Source organism: Pseudomonas sp. KBW05, from assembly GCF_003852405.1.
Classification (GTDB): Bacteria; Pseudomonadota; Gammaproteobacteria; order Pseudomonadales; family Pseudomonadaceae; genus Aquipseudomonas.
In genome coordinates, this window is the sequence record NZ_QAJM01000047.1 from 40,654 (window position 1) to 60,016 (window position 19,363).

Sequence of the window (19,363 nt, forward strand, 5' to 3'; positions counted from 1 at the left end):
TTAGCGATTGGCCAAGGGCTTGGCGGCTTTTTGTACCTGGTCCCACACCCGCAGGAAGTTGCCTCCCCACAGCTTGGCAATATCGGCTTCGGAGTAGCCGCGCTGGATCAGTTCGGCGGTGACGTTGCGCACCTCGCCGACGTTTTCCCAGCCGTCGATGCCGCCGCCGTCGTTGAAGTCCGACGAGATGCCGACGTGATCGATGCCGATCTTGCGCACGGTGTAGTCGATGGCGTCGCCCCAATCCTTGAGGCTGGCCTTGGGTTCCTCCTCGAGGATGCCGTACAGCCCTTGGGCGTACTGGCCGAACTTCTGCTCGGGCCAGGCGGCGATGATTGCGTCGCCGGGCATCAAGGCCATCGCCAGGTTGGGCAGCGGTGGCAGATCAAAACGCGCGCGCAAAGTGTTGAGCTTGTCCTGGGTCGGCTGGCTCAACGGGCGCAGGTACGCCGGGAAGCCGACGACTTGCACCACGCCGCCGCTGTGCTTGATCAGTTGCAGTTCCTTGTCGCTGAGGTTGCGTGGAATATCCACCGACGCCCGTGGCGCCGAGTGGGACGCGACCATCGGCGTGCGGCTCAGTTGCGCCACTTGTTCCAGCGCCTTGGTCGACATCTGCGACACATCGATGATCACCCCCAGGTCATTGAGGCGGTGCACGGCTTGCTGGCCAATCGGCGACAGGCCTTCAAGGGCATCGGTGGAGTCATTGAAAAACGGCAGCGGCCGCGACGAGTCGGACCAGGCGTTGTTGCCAATATAGCTGAAGCCGAACATGCGCATGCCGCGCGCCGCCCAGAAATCCAGCTGGTTCAGGTCATTGCCCAGCGGGTAGGCGTTGAGCATGCTGATAAAGATCGCGAACTTGCCTTCGCCATGCAGGCGGCGGAAGTCGTCCGGGGTGTAGGCGATGCCCACCTGGTTGGGAAAGTCGCGGACCATGCCGGAGATGATCTTGTAACGCACCTCCTGCTCGTGGCGGGCCTCTTCGACAAAACCCTCGGTGGGCTTGTGTGGCGCGTTGTCGCCGTTCCAGATTTCCGGCCAGCCGAAGATCGTCAGCGCCGCGCCCGACAAACGCCCGCGCGCCGCTTTGGCCAGGTCGAACTGGCCGCTGCCATCCTTGTCGGCCTCGCTGCCGACGCCGCCGAAATCCAGGGGCACGGTGATATGGCTGTCGAACGACAACAGGCGATCCTGCATCTCATTGGCCTGCTTGATCACCTCCAGCGGGTAGCCGGCGTTGCCCCTGAACCAGTGATCCCAGGCCAGGAAACCGGCCCCGGCGCCGATGGCCAGTGCCAGCGGCAAGCCGATGTACAGCGCCTTTTTCGAACGTGGTTTTGTCATTGCCATCTCAGTCAGTTGAGGCCTTTGCTATCAGGGAAGAACGAGCGCTGCGCACAAAAATTTAGGCGCCGCAGGGCGCGCGGTAAATTTCCCTGGCCAGCAAACGTTCTAGCTCTGATTAAGCCGTTTCCTAAGGTAGACAATGACGATCTCTCGACGTGGGTTCATCGCAGGCCTGGCCCTGACCGGCGCGGCCGTGCCGGCGGCCTTCTATGCCCATCGCGAGCTGACGCGTGAAGAAGAATTCCCGATCACCCCCGGCGAAGCCACGGTGGACCTGGCCGACACCGCCGGCCAGCACCTGGCGAACAGCCTGCGCGGGGTCTGGAGCCTGCGCCTGGAAGGTCGCGATGCCGGCCTTGAGGGCCTGCCGCTGCAAGGACTGGAGCTGCTGCTGGACATCGCCCCGCGTGGCCGTGGCCTGCGCGGTTACCTCGACACCGCCGTCAACCTGCGCGCGGCCGGGGAACCACGCTACCGCATCCTCGGCGACCTGCTCACAGGGGAGGGCGCCACGCTCTATTGGCGCCTGATCGACCGCGACGCCCCCGGCGGCGTGCCCGCCTATGAATTCAAGATGACCCTCGACGAAGTCTGGGGCGTGTTCGGCAACGCCGGTAGCGGCACCCTCAGCGGGCAGATCCTCAACCTTGATCGTCCGCTGGCCCTGACCGAGCGCGACAACCGTTTCGTCGCGCACAAGCAACTGTTCCCCGAAGCCCGCGAGCGCATTGGCCTTAATCCGCCGCTGCTGGCCTGGCTGATCTCCGCCGAACACCGCTTGTTCCACCAACTGTGGCACGCGACCCGTGACCAATGGCACAAGCTCTCTGAAGAAAAGCGCGACGCCCTGCGCGGCATCGGCTGGCAACCCGGCCCGCGTGGCCAGGAGCGTGATGCACGGGGCAAACGCAAGGACCGCAACGGCTCGGGCATCGACTTCTTCTTTATGCACCGCCATATGCTCGGCACCGCGCGTTCGATGCAAGACTTGCCTTCCTGGCCGCAGTTTCCCGAGCCGCAGCCGGCGCTGGAGCGCGATCGCCTGGGGTTTGTGCGTTACTTCGACAACCACGACGGCTTCGCCTTGCCCCCCACCTGGTCGGCGCCGGAGGACGGTGACTACACCCAGTGGGTCAGCGACATCAAGGCGGCCGAGACCTACCACAGCAATTTCCAGGTGTGGGAATCCCAATACCGCGACCCGCGCTACCTGGCCAAATTGACCCTGGGCCAGCTCGGCTCCGAAATGGAACTGGGCTTGCACGACTGGCTGCACATGCGCTGGGCCTCGGTGCCGCGCGACCCGTCCAACGGCGGCCCGGTGCCGTTCGCCCGCGACCCCGCGGACTTTGCCGCACGGTGGTATGCGGCGGAAAACGACTTTCTCGGCGACCCGTTTTCGTCCCATGTGAACCCGGTGTTCTGGCATTTCCACGGCTGGATCGATGACCGTATCGAAGACTGGTTCCGTGCCCATGAACGCTTCAATCCGGGCGAAGTCAGCCGCCTTGAGGTCAACGGCGTGGCGTGGTTTGCGCCGGGTCGCTGGGTGGAAGTCGGCGACCCGTGGCTGGGCCCGGATACCCATGGGTGCAGCACCACACCGGGGTTGCAGATGGGACGGTCGATGGAGATGGACCCGGAGACCATGAAGCTGGCGTTGCGCATTACGTTTGGCGCGGAGGATGACGTGCTGCAAGGGTTGTTCAAGCGGGTGCCGCAACGGCCCTGGTATGCGCGGCATTTGAAGGTGAAGCGGCCAGAGGCCTGATTGCGCTGCACCCAACTACAACTATTACGATGTCAATGAACCGCAGTGGGGCGTTAATGTGCTCACTGCGGTAGCGGTCGTGTATCACCTTTTGAAAGGTGGCCGGTCATTCTCTCCCTCTGCTGCCCCTCGCTGAGCTTTCTTATATTTGTAGGATTCAAGCCTGTTGATATTAGGAAAGATCTGCTCATGTCAAAATTTAATAATCGAGTTGTAGTTTTTTATCTAGGGGATGGCTCTTCTTCTTACAGATATTTCGCAATTTGTTGTTTGCGGATAAATGAAAAGATGAAATAAAGTTTATCTGGGTCATTTGTAGGATGCATCCTCAAAGCTTTGGCGAAAGTTCCCGTACGTGATTCGGGGGGCTGGTAAAAAATATCCGGGATACTCCATTCTTGCGGCGACAGAGATCGGTGCGGCAGGGGCAGAAAAAGTCTGCTCGGGCTGAATCATTAGTTCGCCATACGGCAAGGATGGGGTTATGACGCTCGATAGCTTTCAAAATGAAGTGCCAAAGGCGCGGGTCAATATCAAGCTGGACTTACATACCGGCGGCGCCCAGAAAAAAGTTGAGTTGCCCTTGAAGTTGATGGTGATGGGCGACTACAGCAACGGCAAGGAACAACGCCCGCTGTCGGAGCGGGGCAAGATCAATATCAATAAGAACAACGTTGACAGTGTCCTCGGCGAGTTCTCGCCCGGGCTCAAGCTGGTGGTGGAAAACACCTTGCCGGATGAGGCAGTCGACACCACCGTCGAGTTGAGTTTCCAGCGCCTCAAGGATTTCGAGCCGGAGCAGGTCGCGCGGCAGGTCCCGCAGTTACGTGCACTGCTGGCAATGCGCAATCTGTTGCGCGATCTCAAATCCAACCTGTTGGATAACGTGACCTTTCGCCATGAGTTGGAACGCATCCTCAAGGACGACGCGCTCAGTGACGAACTTCGGGCTGAGTTGGCCGCACTGGCGCCAAGTCGTTAATTCACTTCTATCGGTTTGAAGGGAGGTTTGACTATGTCGGTAGAACATTCTGGTTCTCAATCCCACGGTAGTGCCGTCGTGTCGGAAAACAGTGGCGGGGTCTACGCCGCGCTGTTCAGCAAGATCAACTTGAGTCCCGTGATGGAGTTGGGCGGGCTTGATGTGTTTCAAAATACTGAAGCACTTTCCGAAGTCTCTGTTGATGAGCGGGTTACTGCGGCAGTTAATGTGTTTCTGCAGTTGCTGAAACAGTCCGCCCATAAAGTCGAACGCTTGGACAAGGTGCTGTTGGATGAACATATTGCCGCGCTGGACAGGCAAATAAGCCGTCAACTCGATGCAATCATGCACCACCCGGACTTTCAACGCGTCGAATCGACCTGGCGAGGGGTGAAATCGCTGATCGACCAGACGGATTTCCGCCAGAACGTGCGCATAGAACTGTTGGATATCAGTAAAGAGCATCTGGTACAGGACTTCGAAGACGCGCCGGAAATTGCCCAGAGTGGCCTCTACCTGCATACCTACACCCAGGAGTACGACACGCCGGGCGGCGAGCCCATCGCTGCCGCCATCTCCAACTATGAATTCGACCGCAGCCCCCAGGACATCGCCCTGCTGCGCAATATTTCGAAAGTGGCGGCCGCTGCCCATATGCCCTTTGTGGGGGCTGTGGGGCCGGCATTCTTTGGCAAGACGTCCATGGAAGAAGTGGCCGCGATCAAGGACATCGGCAATTACTTTGACCGTGCCGAGTACATCAAGTGGAAGTCGTTCCGGGACAGTGATGATGCGCGCTACATCGGCTTGACAATGCCGCGTGTGCTGGGGCGGCTGCCCTACGGTCCTGACACCGTTCCCGTGCGCAGTTTCAACTACATCGAAAGCGTCAAGGGGCCGGATCACCACAAGTACCTGTGGACCAACGCCTCCTTCGCGTTCGCCGCCAACATGGTCAAGAGCTTCATCGCCAATGGCTGGTGTGTGCAGATTCGCGGGCCGCAGTCCGGTGGTGCGGTGACGGAGTTGCCCATTCACTTGTACGACCTGGGCACTGGCAACCAGGTGAAGATTCCGTCGGAGGTGATGATCCCGGAAACCCGTGAGTTCGAATTTGCCAACCTCGGGTTTATCCCACTGTCCTACTACAAGAATCGCGATTATGCGTGTTTCTTTTCCGCCAACTCCGCGCAGAAAGCCGCCTTGTACGACACCGCCGATGCCACGGCAAACAGTCGCATCAACGCGCGCCTGCCCTACATCTTTTTGCTGTCGCGCATCGCCCACTACCTGAAGTTGATCCAGCGCGAAAACATCGGTACCACCAAAGACCGGCGCCTGCTGGAGCTGGAACTCAACAAATGGATTGGCGGGCTTGTCACCGAAATGACCGATCCCGGCGACGACCTGCAGGCGTCGCACCCGTTGCGCGAGGCGAAGGTGACGGTGGAGGACATTGAAGACAACCCGGGCTTCTTCCGCGTCAAGTTGTACGCCGTGCCGCATTTTCAGGTGGAGGGCATGGACGTGAACCTCTCGCTGGTTTCGCAAATGCCCAAGGCCAAGGCCTGAGTCAATCGTAGGGAAACGATGCCATGAAGATCGATCGCCCACTGTGGGCCAGCGGCGTATTGCTGTCGGCGCAGCAATTTCAGCAACAGGCACGTTGGGAGGCCTGGGCCCACGAACAACTCGCTCACCTGAGCCTGGTGCACCCTTGGGGTGTCCAGGCGGTGGGGTTTGATCTGGGCGCCTTGCGCCTGGGCAAACTCAAGGCCACCCGATTGTGCGTACGGCTGCCTGACGGGACGTGGGTCGATACCGATGTTGTGGACCGCCTGCCACCTGCCTTGGCGTTGGCACCGTTGCCGGCCGATGAAGCTCAAGCGCTGCTCGTGCACGTGGCGTTGCCGCTGGAGCAGGCCAATGGCAACAACTGCCAGTTTGACGGTGGCAACCCCGACCGGCCGACCCGTTATCGCCAGGATTGGCGTGAAGTCCAGGACCTCTACGCCGATGAGAAGCAGTCCATCGGCGTGCTGGAGCACACCCTGAGCCTGCGCCTGCACAGTGATGACAACGCCGATTACGTCACCTGTCCCGTTGCACGCCTGGCCCGCGACGGGCAGGGCGCCTGGTGCCTTGACCCGGTCTATGTACCGCCGCTGCTGAGCTTTGCGGCGCATCCAGGCTTGCTGCGCCAGCTGGACAACCTGTTGACGCAATTGGCTGCCAAACGGCAACGGCTCATGGGCATGCGGCGTGAGAGCAACCAACGCATGGCCGACTTTGCCGTGGCTGACGTTTCGTTGTTCTGGCTGCTCAATGCGCTGAATACCTATCAGCCGGTCCTGGCCGATCTGCGGGACTTTCCTGCCAGGCATCCCGAGCAGGTCTATGGGGAACTGATCAAGCTCGCAGGCAGCCTGCTGACGTTTTCGTTGGAACACGATATCGACAAGGTACCGGCCTACCGTCACGGCGAGCTGGAAGCGGTGTTCGCGCCGTTGATGAACACTATTTCGTTGCTGCTGGAAGCCAGCCTGCCGTCGCGGGTGGTGGCCCTGGAACTGGAGGTGCACGGCGCCAATCGTTGGCAGGTGAAATTGAATGACCCGCGCCTGCGCGAGCGGGACGGCGCCGATTTCTACCTGTCAGTGCGCAGCCGCTTGCCGGCTGCGCAGTTGCAGGAGCAGTTCCCGCAACTGTGCAAGGTCGGCACGCCGGACGAAGTCGACTACTTGATCAATGCGGCACTCGACGGTGTGCCCTTGCTGGCGCTCGCTCATGTGCCAGCGGCGATTCCGCTGCGTCTGGAAAACCAGTATTTCGCGCTCAACTTCGCGCACCCGAAAGGGCAGGCGGTATTGGCCGAAGGGGTGTGTGCGTTCTACGTCCCCAGCACTTTGGTCGAGGTCAAACTCGAACTGTTTGCGGTGTTGCGCACATGAGCCGGGTCAATTCGAACGGGCGCAATGTGTTGCCTGTGGACATCGATGAGCTGTTACAGGACACCTATCTACTGGTGGTCGAGTTGCGCCAGGGCGCTTGCTCCGAGGGGCAGCCGCAGTTGTGGCCGCTTTGCGTCGAGCAGGTCGAACGGGTGCGGCAGCGTCTCGCATCGGCAGGCATGGCCCCGCGCGCCATCGACTACATCTCCCACGCGCAATGTGCGTTGCTGGACGAGACGGTGCTCACCTTTGCGCAAAAGGACGATCAGGCCGCTTGGGCAAAACCGCTCCAGGCCGAGTTTTTCAACCACCATCAGGCGGGCGAGTTCTTATACGAAGACATGCAGGCTGTATTAGGCGAACCCGCGCCTGATCGGCAGGTCCTGACGGTGTTCCAGCGTGTGCTGATGCTCGGGTTCCAGGGCCGTTATCGTGATCAGAACGACCCCGAGCGCGAACGCCTGTTGAACGCGCTCAATGCCCATGTCGCGCCCTTGAGGCCCAGCCAGGGCCTGATTACCCAAGCGCGTGGCGGCGTTGTCGCGGGGCTGGGCTGGCTGCAATCGCCGTTGCTGCATGTGCTCGCTGCCGCCGTGGTGTTGGCGGCGATGTGGTGGGGATTGAATCAACTGTTGAGCGATATGGTGGTTTCGCTCTTGCCTGATCAAACGTGAGGGCCAGATGAGCATCACTTCTCACCGAATGCTCGTCCTGTGGGCTGGGGGATTGCTCCTGGCGCTGCTGGCCATCGTTCCACTCACCGTCTGGGCACGCGCCACCGGGGTCTTGCTCGGGATGGCTGGCATCGGCTTGGCCTGGATCGCCGTGAACCGCAGGGCAGCCGCATTACGCGCATCCGTGCAGTTTGACGATACAGCCGCCTTGCCGGCGGCGTCCTTCCGGCATCCGGTGCTGCTGGTCTGTGGTGATGGGCTCGATGCACTGTTTACCCCGGCCTGCGCCGATCGGTTGGCCCTGCGGGTGGTTCCGTCGGGTTGTTATGTGCGCGTGCCAAGCCTGGAACAATTGCCGGCGATCAGCGACGCCATCCTCGCATTGCGTCCCGGTTGGGGGGCTCAACTTTGCGTGATGTTTGTCGTCAACCCCAGTGCCCATGGTGACAGCGCTGCGTTGCAGGGCCGGGTGCGAACCTTTGGCTACCAGGCTGCCCTGGCACGCAAGCGAGGGATCGCGCTGCCGCTGTTGCTGGTGAGTTACCTGCAAACCGCGCAAGGCGCTGATCCGTGGTTCAGTTGGGAGCGGGGTGAGGCCCAGCCTTGCGCCCGGGACAACAACCAGTGCGCCACGCTGGACGAGTGGCAGCAGCAAGCCGTTGATACGCCCACCCGCGCCGCACGACTGCACGCCTGCATTCAACTGAACAGTGTCGCGCAGTGGCTGCACGATGGGGTGTTGCCCAGCCTCGGTCAGCACGACACGGATGCAGCCTGTGTGTATGCGATCAAAATGGTCCCGGCGCTTGCCCATGGGGTGGAAGGGAACCTGTGGTGTCAATGGCTTGCGCAGAAGGTGGCGCTGGTCGACAGCCGGGTGAGCGATGCGAGCGCGGCATTGCCCTTTCCCGATGCGTTGCTCAGCGTGTTCAAACGCGACCCCGCGTACACCTCACTGCAACGTGCAAGCGTCGTGGCGGTGTGGTTATGGGGAATCGCCAGCGCCGTTGCCCTGGCCAGCTCCGCTTGGCAGAACACGCTCTTGCTACGCCAGGTCAGCGATGACCTGCGCCGCTATACCTCGATCCCGCCACCGACACACCGTGAACAACGCGCGTTCCTGCTCCGTGAAGACGCCATCACCGCACTGCGTCATGCGGCTCGGCGCCTGGACACCTACTACCGACAGGGCGAGCCTCTGGCCCTGGGGCTGGGCCTGTATCGCGGCGAGCATTTGCGTGCGCCTTTGCTGGCCGTGCTGGCTGCACATGTCGAGCCACCCCTGACTGCCTTGCCCACGGGGCCGGCCCGTGTGGTGCGGCTGGACAGCCTTTCGCTGTTCGCCAGCGGCAGCGCCCGGCTCAAGCCGGGGTCGACCAAGGTCCTGATCAATGCTCTGGTCGGCATCAAGGCGCAACCAGGCCTGCTGATTGTGATCGCCGGGCACACCGATGCCACCGGCGATGCGCAGAACAATCTCCGCCTGTCCTACGCCCGCGCCGCTGCCGTCCATGGCTGGATGCAGCAAATGGGCGGGATCCCCGACAGCTGCTTTGCGGTGCAGGGTTTCGGCGCCAGCCAGCCGATTGCAAGCAACGACACTGACGCGGGGCGAGCAGCCAACCGCCGCGTCGATATCCGTCTGGTGCCTTCGGCGGGGGCGTGTTCGCACCCGACGCAGGCACCAGACAGGCAACCCCCTGTCGCCTATCGCGACGTTTGAGTCCCAAGAAAAGGAGCTTCACATGGCAATTCCCGTTTACCTCTGGCTACAAGACGACGGCGGTGCAGACATCAAAGGTTCGGTGGATGTGCAAAAGCGCGAGGGCAGTATCGAAGTGATCGCCCAGGACCACAGCCTCTACATCCCGACGGACAACAACACCGGCAAGTTGACCGGGACGCGGGTGCATACCCCGTTCCTGTTCTGCAAGGAGATCGATGCTTCCAGCCCGTACCTCTACAAAGCGGTCACCACCGGACAAACCCTCAAGAGTGCCGAGTTCAAGTGGTACCGCATCGACGATGCGGGGCAGGAGGTCGAGTACTTCATCACCAAGCTGGAGCAAGTCAAGGTGGTGAAGGTCGCGCCGAAAATGCATGACGTCAAAGACCCCGGCAAAGAGAAACACAACCACCTTGAGCAGATCGAGTTGCGCTACGAGAAGGTCACCTGGACCTACAAGGACGGCAACATCATTCACTCCGATGCCTGGAGCGAACGCCAAAGCGCTTGATGGCGGTGATGGGGTGAGCGTCCGTAAGCGGGCGCTCAACCGAACACATCGCGCTTCAAGACGGATGACACAACCAGCCCCTTGGCGAGGACGTATTTCGTATGGCTCATCACTCCACCCGTTTGCTGCGACGACTCAATCCCTACTGTGCCCAGGCGTTGAGTGCGGCAGCCTCGTTGTGCCACGGCAGTGCGCACGCGCAGATCACCATCGAGCACTGGCTGCTCAAGCTGCTGGGCCAGGGGGAGGGCGACCTGACGGTCATCGCGCGGCGTTACGAATGGGATCTGGACGCGCTGTGGCATGGCTTGCTTGAACACCTCGACAGCCTGCCACGCAGCATGCAGGGCAAGCCGCAGTTGTCCGAGCCTTTGCAGCAATTGATCAGGAATGCCTGGCTCCTTGCCTCGCTCGACGATAACAACGACAGCCTGCGCTCGGCACACCTGCTGGGGGCCTTGATGGAGACGCCCAGCCTGCTGGCATGCGAAGCCGCATGGCCGTTGCTCAGTCTCAGCCAGGCGCAACTGCAGCGCTTGATGGTGCTGCTGGATCAAACCTCTGAGGAGTGCCCCGAATCAAGAAGTGCCACTGAACCGCTAGCCATTGAACCGACGGAAAATACCGCAGGGCAGGCAACGCTCGACCGGTTCACCCAAGACCTCACCGCCAAGGCTGCACAAGGCAAGATCGACCCGGTGTTTGGCCGTGACGAAGAAATCCGCCAGGTCATCGACATCCTGAGCCGGCGGCGGAAAAACAACCCGCTGCTGGTGGGCGAACCCGGGGTTGGCAAAACGGCCTTGGTGGAAGGCCTGGCCTTGAACATAGCCCAGGGGCGCGTGCCTGACAGCCTCAAATCAGTCTGCGTACGCACCCTGGACCTGGGCTTGTTGCAAGCAGGCGCCGGTGTCAAAGGTGAGTTCGAGCAACGCCTGAAAAACGTCATCGATGCCGTGCAACAGTCCGAGATCCCCGTGCTGTTGTTTATTGACGAGGCCCATACCCTGATCGGCGCCGGCAACCAGGCCGGCGGTGCCGACGCGGCCAATCTGCTCAAACCGGCCTTGGCCCGTGGCGAATTGCGCACCATCGCCGCGACCACCTGGAGTGAATACAAGCAGTACTTCGAGCGCGACGCGGCCCTCGAAAGACGCTTCCAAATGGTCAAGGTCGATGAGCCGGACGACGCCAACGCCAGCCTGATGCTGCGCGGCCTGAAGTTGCGCTACGCCAGCCATCATGGCGTGCATATCCAGGACGCGGCGGTGCAGGCTGCGGTGAGCCTGTCGCGGCGCTACCTGACTGGGCGTCAACTGCCGGACAAGGCGGTGGACCTGCTGGATACCGCCAGCGCCCGTGTGCGCATGAGCCTGGACTGTGAGCCGCAAGCGCTTGTGCGTCTGCACGCCCGGTGTATGGCGTTGGAACTGGAGCGCCAGGCACTGGAGCAAGAGCAGGCCCTCGGTGACGAGAACATCGATGAGCGCCTGGCGTTGATTGACGCGCAGTACGCGGATTTGCAACGTGCGTACACCGCACTGCAACAGCAACACCGGCAAGAGCTCGACCTGATCAAGCAACTGCTTGAAGCGCGCCAAGCGCAGCCGTTGCAGCGAGACAAATGTGCGCAGTTGCAACAACAACTGCACAGCCTTCAAGGCGCTCAGCCGTTGCTGTCACTGGATGTCGATGTGCGCAGCGTGGCGCACGTCGTTGCCGATTGGACCGGGGTTCCGCTGGGCAGTCTGCTCAAGGACGAACAAACCCACCTCCTGGCGTTGGAACAACACCTGGCGCAACGCGTGATTGGCCAGGCCCCTGCGCTCAATGCATTGGCGCAACGGCTGCGCGCAGCCAAGACCGGGCTGACCCATGAGCATGCGCCACTGGGGGTATTCCTGTTGGTGGGCACCAGCGGCGTGGGTAAAACCGAAACCGCCCTGGCCCTCGCCGACAGCCTGTTCGGCGGTGAAAAATCACTGATCACCCTTAACTTTTCCGAGTATCAGGAAGCCCACACCGTCAGCCAACTCAAAGGCGCGCCGCCCGGTTACGTCGGCTACGGCAAGGGCGGTGTCCTGACCGAAGCCGTGCGGCAGCGGCCCTACAGTGTCGTGCTGCTGGACGAAGTCGAAAAGGCCCACCGCGACGTGCTCAACCTGTTCTATCAAGTGTTTGATCGCGGCTTCATGCGCGATGGTGAAGGGCGCGAGATCGACTTTCGCAACACCGTCATCCTCATGACCTCCAACCTCGGCAGCGATCTCCTGCACAACTGCTTGCAGGCCCAACCCGACGCCCCCGACAGCGTGCTGCACGAACAACTGCGGCCAATCCTGCGGGAGCACTTTCAGCCGGCGTTGCTCGCACGGTTCCAGACCTTGATCTATCGCCCGCTGCAAGCCGACGCCCTCAAACGCATCGTTGCGCTCAAGTTGGCCCAGGTGGCCAAGCGTCTGCGCCTGCACTACGACCTCGACTGCCGGCTGGGCGACTCACTCAACGACGCTCTGGTTGCCGCCTGCCTGCTGCCGGACACGGGGGCACGCAACATCGACAGCCTGCTCAACGAACAGATCCTGCCCGTACTCAGCCAGCAACTGCTGGAACGGCGGGCGGCGCAACAGCGCTGCCAAAGCGTATGCGTTGAGTACAGCGAAGCAGACGGCATCAGCCTGAGCTTTACGGATGGCGATCCTGAATCTCAAACCGCCGTCATGGAGGCCTGAGGATGAGTGTTTTCTTCGATCATAGCCGGCACACACTGTGGGTGACCAAGGTTACAGCGCAGCTTGACGTCTTGGCCTTCGACGGCGAGGAACGGCTCAGCCAACCTTTTAGCTACTGCGTGGAGTTCACCAGCACTGACCTCGACCTCGCCGCCGGCTCCATGCTTGGCAAAACGGCCAGCTTCAGCCTGTACGCCCCACCGCAAAAACTCCCGTTGCTGAGCGTGACCCCGCCCAAGATCAAACCGTTGCGCACCCTGCACGGCGTGGTCACCCACTTCGCGCGCCAGTCCGGCTCCAACGACCAGGCCACCTACGCACTCACCCTGCAACCCCGAATCGCCCTGCTTGAACGCGGCCGACAGTTCCGCATCTACCAACACCAATCCGTGCCCGAAATCGTCGAACATATTCTGCGCAGCCGCCACGGTTTTGAAGGCCAGGACTTCCTGTTCAACCTCAAGCGCGACTACCCCCGGCGCGAACACGTCATGCAATACGGCGAAAGCGACCTGGCCTTCATCAGCCGACTGCTGGCCGACGTGGGCATCTGGTATCGCTTCACCAGCGACGAACGCCTGCGCATCGATGTCGTCGAGTTTTTCGATAGCCAGCGCGGTTACCAGTTCGACGTTGAGCTGCCACATCGCCCGCAATCCGGGCTCGGCAGCAGCGGACAGGACGGTGTGTGGGCGTTGCAATCCAGCCACCAGGTCGTCGAGCAACACGTCAGCGTGCGCGCCTACCACCACCGTGACGCCAGCGCCCAGCTCAACGGCGAGATCGACCACAGCCGTGGCGCCACCACTACCTACGGCGATGCCTACCACTACGCCGAACCCTACACGGTCCTCGGCAATCGGCTGGATGAAAACGAAGACCTGCCAAGTGAAAGCGGCTACTTCTACGCACGCCTGCGCCACGAACAGTACCTGAACCAGCAGACGCTTTTGAGCGGGATCAGCAGCAGCGCCACCCTGGCGCCGGGGCAGGTCCTCAAGATCAGCGGCGGCTCCCCCCATGCGTTCAAGCCCGGCGCAGTCATTACCCGCCTGACCACCAAGGCCGCGCGCGACAGCAGCTTCGAAGGCACATTCGAAGCGATCCCCTATTCAGAAACCGTCTGCTTTCGCCCAGCCCCACAAGCCAGACCGCAAATTGCCGGCACCGTCCCGGCCCGCGTCACCAGCCCCCAGGCGAACGACCCCTACGCCCATATCGACCTGGAAGGCCGCTACCGCGTGAGCTTCCTCTTCGACCGCGACACCTGGAAACCCGGCGAAGAAAGCCTCTGGCTACGCCTGGCCCGCCCCTACGCCGGCGACACCCACGGCCTGCACCTGCCCCTGATCCTCGGCACCGAAGTGGCCATCGCCTTCGAACAAGGCGACCCCGACCGCCCCTACATCGCCCATGCCCTGCATGACAGCCAGCACGTCGACCACGTGACCCTGCGCAACTACAAACGCAACGTGCTGCGCACCCCGGCCAACAATAAGTTGCGCATGGACGACACGCGGGGGCAGGAGCACGTCAAGTTGAGTACGGAGCACAGTGGCAAGAGCCAGTTGAACCTGGGGCATTTGGTGGATGCACGCAAGCAAAAACGCGGCGAAGGGTTTGAGCTGCGCACGGATGGCTGGGGGGCGGTTCGGGGTGGGAAAGGGGTGTTTATCAGTGCGGATGAGCAAGGCCAGGCCGGGGGGCAACAACTCGATATGGCCGCCGCCGTCTTGCAACTTGAAAGCGCGTTGTCCCTGGCTCGCTCCATGGCCCACGCCGCCAGTAGCGCTCAAGTGGCCGCCAGTGACATCGACAGCCAACAAGGCTTGCACGAGCGCCTCAACGGATTGGCACAACCCTGTGTGTTGCTCCATGCGCCAGAGGGGATTGGCATGCTCAGCCCCAAGGCCGTCTGCCTGTCGTCGGGTACGGAAAGCGTCGGCATCATGGCTGCACACAACACCGACATCAGCGCCGGGCGCAACATCACCGCCGCAGCGGAGGGCGGTGTCAGCGTGCTTGCGCAACAGGCCGACCTGCAACTGAAGGCGGATCAAGGCAAAGTCCAATTGCATGCCCGAGGCAACATCCTCCACGCGTTGGCCAAGACCGACATCAAGATCGAAAGCGTTGCAGGTCGCGTTGAGATCAGCTCCCCACATGAGCTGCTGCTCAATTGCGGCGGCGCTTACATCCGCCTCAAGGGCGGCGATATCGAGCTGGGGGCTCCGGGCAATATCTACCTGAAGGCCGCCGCCGTACAGAAACTGGGTGGCACTCGCCTCGATGCGCCCGCATCGCCGTTACCAACGGGTTATGCCGGTGGCTACACGCTGAAAGATGCGACAGAGGCGGTCATGCGCTTCAGCCGTTACCGGATTACCACGGCACAAGGGGAGGTGTTCAGTGGGGTGACGGATAAAGACGGCAAGACGATGAGTGTTCATACGCTTTTGCCGGGGGCGCTGAGCATTGAACTGCCAGACTCGGCAACCTTTGACGAACAACTGCGCTTGGTCGATCCGAACGGTGAGCCAGCCAGCGAACTGAAGTATTCGGCGACGCTCGCAGATGGACTGACGTTCGAGGGGGTTACGGACACTCAAGGTTATACGCAGCGCATCGAGACCAAGACGCCGACGCCGATTACCCAGGTCGCGCTATACCCGCCAGAGACTGCCGGGGTTTTCTGTTGCGCGGCGTTAACCGATCAAGCGCCGATTGTTATTGACCTGGCATCCAGCAGTGTCTCCACGAATGACATTGACGTGGGACGTTCAACCAAAGAGGTGTCATTGCCTAAAGGCAAAAAACGTTCTTTGACGCCAGGAGAGATCGCAATGGCAGGCACCCTGTTCAGGGATGCCATCGATTACACCAAGGTCAAGGTGCATCACAGTGGTTGGTGGGTGTTCGCAGGCATACAAAATACAGCGGTAACGCCTAATGGTGAAATGTACTACCCCGTCAGTACGGGGTATTACAGGGATGACTTCTCCACGACGGCCAGTGATAAAGACAAAGCATTGTTCATGCATGAAATGACCCATGTATGGCAATACCAGCTGGGTTATCCAGTCAAGTTAATGGGCCTGTTTGTTACCAGTCGTGGAGCACCGGCTTATCGTTATACCTTGACTGAAACCAGTGCGCTTTGCGACTACAACATGGAACAGCAAGGCGAAATTATCTCGGATTACTACGTGATCTGTGTGTTGGGCAATCCCAGTGCGGTGTGGAGCGCTTCCAATAGCAGCAAGAGTCCGGAACTCCTTGCTGCAACGCTTGAATCGTTCTTGAGAAATCCTGCGGATAAAAAGCATCTTCCAAGGTGAAAGGGGGTTGTATGAAATATGTGATGGTTTTGATGTTCGTTATCTACTGGATGGTTTCCTCTATTGCCTATGCAACTTCATTTGGGCGCAGGGAGGTTGGCAATATTGTTTCGATCAATGATAGACCGGCAATTTGTCTGCCTGACAATGCGCGTGAAGGATTTGCAGTGGGTGGGTTTTCGTTGACCGAAAGTTATAGGCGAAACCCGCCCTCCTGGGGGGCATCACTTCTACCGGCGGGCGAGCCACTGAAACTAATGCCCGGCGCATGTTTAGTGTTTGGTCACTTGCCTGAAGGGTACAAGTTAAATGATTTTAAAACTAACGAAGCGCTTCAGGTGCTTGCGGTCAATCGAACCTATGTCTTTTCGTTGAGTAGCGCAGACCATCCTACAGATAGCTATGAAGCCATTTTTTGTGTTGTGCAGACGGCGACGGGCGCTGTGGAATTTCTTCAGTACAGGCTCTTGGCGGATGGTAGCCAGGTCGTTCCTTCGTGCGGTGGCAAACGTAACGCGTATGGATCAAGTCGGGCTCACAGGAGAGGTCTTGAACAATGAACGACGCCCTGCATTACACGGATACGCTTAATCCCTTCAAGGACTTTATTGGCGGCAAACAGATACAGCATTGGGTCGAGTTCCAGTTCCTGGACGAACTAGGCCAACCTTTGGCGAATCTGCCTTATCGAGCGTCGAACGAGGCTTCGCGCGGGGGCTATGTGCCTGCGTTCGTGGGATACAGCGATGCCGAGGGCGTGATTCGTCTGGAGGGGCTGCACCCATTGGCCATGACGTTGCGGATGGAGGCAGACCCGTTGGCCGAGCAACTGCAAACCCGACGTTTGCGTGCTGTACGTGCGGAACCGCCCCGACCGGGAATAGGGGACCGTACGCCTGTGTATGGGCCGCAGCGCGCGGGGTTTTCGCCGGTTGAGCGGGAGGCGATTGCGCAAGGTCACGCTTATCACTATTTGCGGATTGGGCAGTTATGCGACGACATGCCGACGCTTGACCCTCCGGCGGCGGACCCAAAGCTCTCCCCGGCATTTCATTTTCCAGACCCGGAGTTTGGTGGATTCACTGTAGGTGATGATCAGTTGGACCGTCGGCATGTGCTGGAAGTCTGCCCGTTTCGCGCGTGGTCGCTGGTTTTGCATCATCAGGAGGGGTACAGCCTGGTGAATGCTTACAACCTGGGGTTGATGAGTATTTTGGCGTATAGCAATCGGGGTGAAGACGATCTGGGTTCGGTGAAGGAGCTTTTCGAACGCCAATGTTTGGATTTATCGCGAACTCCACGTGTTTGGGATAGTGGTCAGGCGTGGCCTTGCGTAGTGGTGGATGTGCCGTTCAGTGATCGCTATTTAGAAGTCGAAGCTCTGGACACTGCGAAGGCCGTCCCACCTGAAGGGCATACTCAGTTGTTTTATGCTGTCAGTGCGTCGCAGGTTTTGGTGGCCTGGCGCGGTACTGAAATGGAGGGGCTTGCTGATCTAATCACTGATGCCACTTTTCGTCCCGTGAAGCCCGAGATCGCGGTGCTATGCGAGCCTAAGGTCCCTTGTGCAGATCTGACTTCGGTAGGCCGTGTGCACCTTGGTTTTCGTGATGCATTTGAGGTGGCAAGAAGAATCTATGCTGAAGACTTGGGTGAGACGATCCTCAAGGGGATTGGCGATAAAAAACTATTCATCTGCGGCCACAGCCTCGGCGGTGCTCTCGGCCTAATCCACGCGGCCTCGCTGCTGAAACACAACCCCCTCCTTTACACCTACGGCATGCCCCGCACCTTCACCCTTCTCGCCGTGCAATACCTGGGCGACCTTTGGCACTTCCGCCATGTCAACGACACTGATTTGATCCCACGCGTACCCCCCGAAGCCGATCTGGACAACGATCTCTATAACGCCTTCGGACCAATTGGCACGGCACTAGGGTTCGGCCGGTCGCTACAAAAAGCCGCACAAGGGATGGTGATCAAACATGAAAATGCGTTTAGCCATCACGGCAAGATCGCCATGTTCTTCAGGGCGGAACAACACCACTACCAAGAGATCGTGGCATACCCTGCCTATCGTAGGCCGGATGGCGCACCCATTCGCGGCACGATCACTGCTGCATTACCTGAAAAAGCCAAGCTGTATCTGGTGCCCAGTCTCAGTGAAACCGATGAGCATGAGGCCGAGGAGGCCACGCAGCTTTTTAACGCTTCGCTGAGTCCTGAAAACCGTGCCCGGTACTTTCCACACTACAGCAACACCCCAGTGGGTCGCATGTTGCGGATTGGCGACCACTTCATGTCGCAGTACCAACCCTATATCCACAACCAACTGCTGGAGTCCATCAACCCCGCGCGTGAACCCTTGCTGGAACGCCAGATACGACGACGCAAATTCGAACAACAGATCAAGGATTACTACGGGCGTGTTCCTGAAGAGGAGTTGGCGCGCAATCGTGTGTTTCTCGACTTGCAACGCCTGGTGGATAAAGCCCTGCGTGTCACCAAGCAAGCCGATGGGGGCAACGAAGCACTAGAGCGTTTTGATGCCATCGCCGATCCACGGGCCTATTACGAGAAAACCTATGGTTAAGCAAACCAATACGCTTAAGAATCCAACCAGCGCTCTTCGACTGTCCGTGGTCATGTGCACACTTCTTTTCACTCTTGGTGGTTGCCGTCAGGACTACAGCCTGTCACCGCCTGCAAATAGTGAACAGGTCACTGTGATCGTAAAGGTACCCAAAGAGCTTGCGATCGAAACTTTAGAGGTCATGTATCGTTCCGCTACCTGCAAAAGAGCCTATCGCGGTGCAAGCGGCCAGCAACTTGAGGAGGACGGTTTTCACAGTTTTGATAGGCCGCTTGAGCGCCAGGGACAAAGTGATCTTTATCAAGCAAGTCTACCGTTGGATGGGGGGGGAGCTTGCCGGTGGCGTTTGAGCAATTTGATGTTCGGTGTCGCATATGATGACCCTAGCCATTTTGGTGAGAATGTAAGAAGGGGCGCTGGTGCTGGAATTCTGGTGAAATTTGATCACAACCGGTCAATGAGGGGCGTCGGTCTTCCAATAGAAGTGGACGGCAACTTGACGATAAAAAAGGATTACTACCCTTGGGTACATGAAAGGTTTTTAAGTGGGTACAGCAAGACTGTTGATTTGGCGGGTGAGGGCCATATTTATCTAAACTTTCGAGCCTTGCGGGCTAGGCAAATATACTTCGAACCAATTTTCCACTCCGGCTTCGTTGTGAGTTCAGAAGGAGTGAAGGAAAAGAGGGAAGGGAATTTTATTAAGTTCACCTACCCCGATGGCAGTGTTGT

Annotated in this window: 13 protein-coding genes; 12 read left to right on the forward strand and 1 reads right to left on the reverse strand. The window is 59.8% G+C overall.

Features of this window, described 5'->3' with window-relative positions; genetic code table 11:
• Complete coding sequence (gene pvdM, locus DBR46_RS28210) at nucleotides 1-1,350, reverse strand: pyoverdine-tailoring dipeptidase-like protein PvdM (RefSeq protein ID WP_124529420.1); 1,350 nt, start codon at nucleotides 1,348-1,350, stop codon at nucleotides 1-3.
• A 142-nt stretch (nucleotides 1,351-1,492) separates the two neighbouring features.
• Between pvdM and DBR46_RS28215 the strand changes: the two genes are divergently transcribed.
• The 12 genes from DBR46_RS28215 to DBR46_RS28270 all read left to right on the forward strand — a co-directional run.
• Entirely contained in the window at nucleotides 1,493-3,124 is a 1,632-nt protein-coding gene (locus DBR46_RS28215; RefSeq protein WP_124529423.1) for a PvdJ/PvdD/PvdP-like protein, read from the forward strand.
• 484 nt (nucleotides 3,125-3,608) lie between these two features.
• The gene (tssB, locus tag DBR46_RS28220; protein ID WP_124529425.1) at nucleotides 3,609-4,106 is read left to right on the forward strand and encodes a type VI secretion system contractile sheath small subunit; all 498 of its coding nucleotides are present in this window, start codon (nucleotides 3,609-3,611) and stop codon (nucleotides 4,104-4,106) included.
• A 33-nt stretch (nucleotides 4,107-4,139) separates the two neighbouring features.
• The gene (gene tssC / locus DBR46_RS28225; RefSeq protein ID WP_124529427.1) at nucleotides 4,140-5,678 is read left to right on the forward strand and encodes a type VI secretion system contractile sheath large subunit; all 1,539 of its coding nucleotides are present in this window, start codon (nucleotides 4,140-4,142) and stop codon (nucleotides 5,676-5,678) included.
• A 23-nt stretch (nucleotides 5,679-5,701) separates the two neighbouring features.
• Nucleotides 5,702-7,057 (forward strand): type VI secretion system baseplate subunit TssK, encoded by a 1,356-nt coding sequence (gene tssK / locus DBR46_RS28230; protein WP_124529429.1) that lies wholly within the window; start codon nucleotides 5,702-5,704, stop codon nucleotides 7,055-7,057.
• Nucleotides 7,054-7,731: a type VI secretion system protein TssL, short form gene (gene tssL / locus DBR46_RS28235; RefSeq protein ID WP_177414135.1), complete on the forward strand. Its 678-nt coding sequence runs from the start codon at nucleotides 7,054-7,056 to the stop codon at nucleotides 7,729-7,731. The genes tssK and tssL overlap by 4 nt, the downstream gene beginning before the upstream one ends.
• 7 nt (nucleotides 7,732-7,738) lie before the next feature.
• Complete coding sequence (locus tag DBR46_RS28240; protein WP_177414136.1) at nucleotides 7,739-9,454, forward strand: OmpA family protein; 1,716 nt, start codon at nucleotides 7,739-7,741, stop codon at nucleotides 9,452-9,454.
• Nucleotides 9,455-9,476: 22 nt separating this feature from the next.
• Nucleotides 9,477-9,968, forward strand: coding sequence for an Hcp family type VI secretion system effector (locus DBR46_RS28245; RefSeq protein ID WP_017735580.1), 492 nt, complete (start codon nucleotides 9,477-9,479; stop codon nucleotides 9,966-9,968).
• A 101-nt stretch (nucleotides 9,969-10,069) separates the two neighbouring features.
• Nucleotides 10,070-12,700: a type VI secretion system ATPase TssH gene (gene tssH, locus DBR46_RS28250; RefSeq protein ID WP_124529431.1), complete on the forward strand. Its 2,631-nt coding sequence runs from the start codon at nucleotides 10,070-10,072 to the stop codon at nucleotides 12,698-12,700.
• 2 nt (nucleotides 12,701-12,702) lie between these two features.
• On the forward strand, nucleotides 12,703-16,038 hold the full coding sequence (locus DBR46_RS28255; protein WP_124529433.1) for a type VI secretion system Vgr family protein: 3,336 nt from the start codon (nucleotides 12,703-12,705) through the stop codon (nucleotides 16,036-16,038).
• 11 nt (nucleotides 16,039-16,049) lie between these two features.
• The gene (locus DBR46_RS28260) at nucleotides 16,050-16,598 is read left to right on the forward strand and encodes a hypothetical protein (RefSeq protein ID WP_124529435.1); all 549 of its coding nucleotides are present in this window, start codon (nucleotides 16,050-16,052) and stop codon (nucleotides 16,596-16,598) included.
• Complete coding sequence (locus tag DBR46_RS28265; protein ID WP_124529437.1) at nucleotides 16,595-18,631, forward strand: lipase family protein; 2,037 nt, start codon at nucleotides 16,595-16,597, stop codon at nucleotides 18,629-18,631. The genes DBR46_RS28260 and DBR46_RS28265 overlap by 4 nt, the downstream gene beginning before the upstream one ends.
• The coding region (locus DBR46_RS28270; RefSeq protein WP_124529439.1) for a hypothetical protein at nucleotides 18,624-19,363 on the forward strand (740 nt) is incomplete at its 3' end. The genes DBR46_RS28265 and DBR46_RS28270, both read left to right, overlap by 8 nt.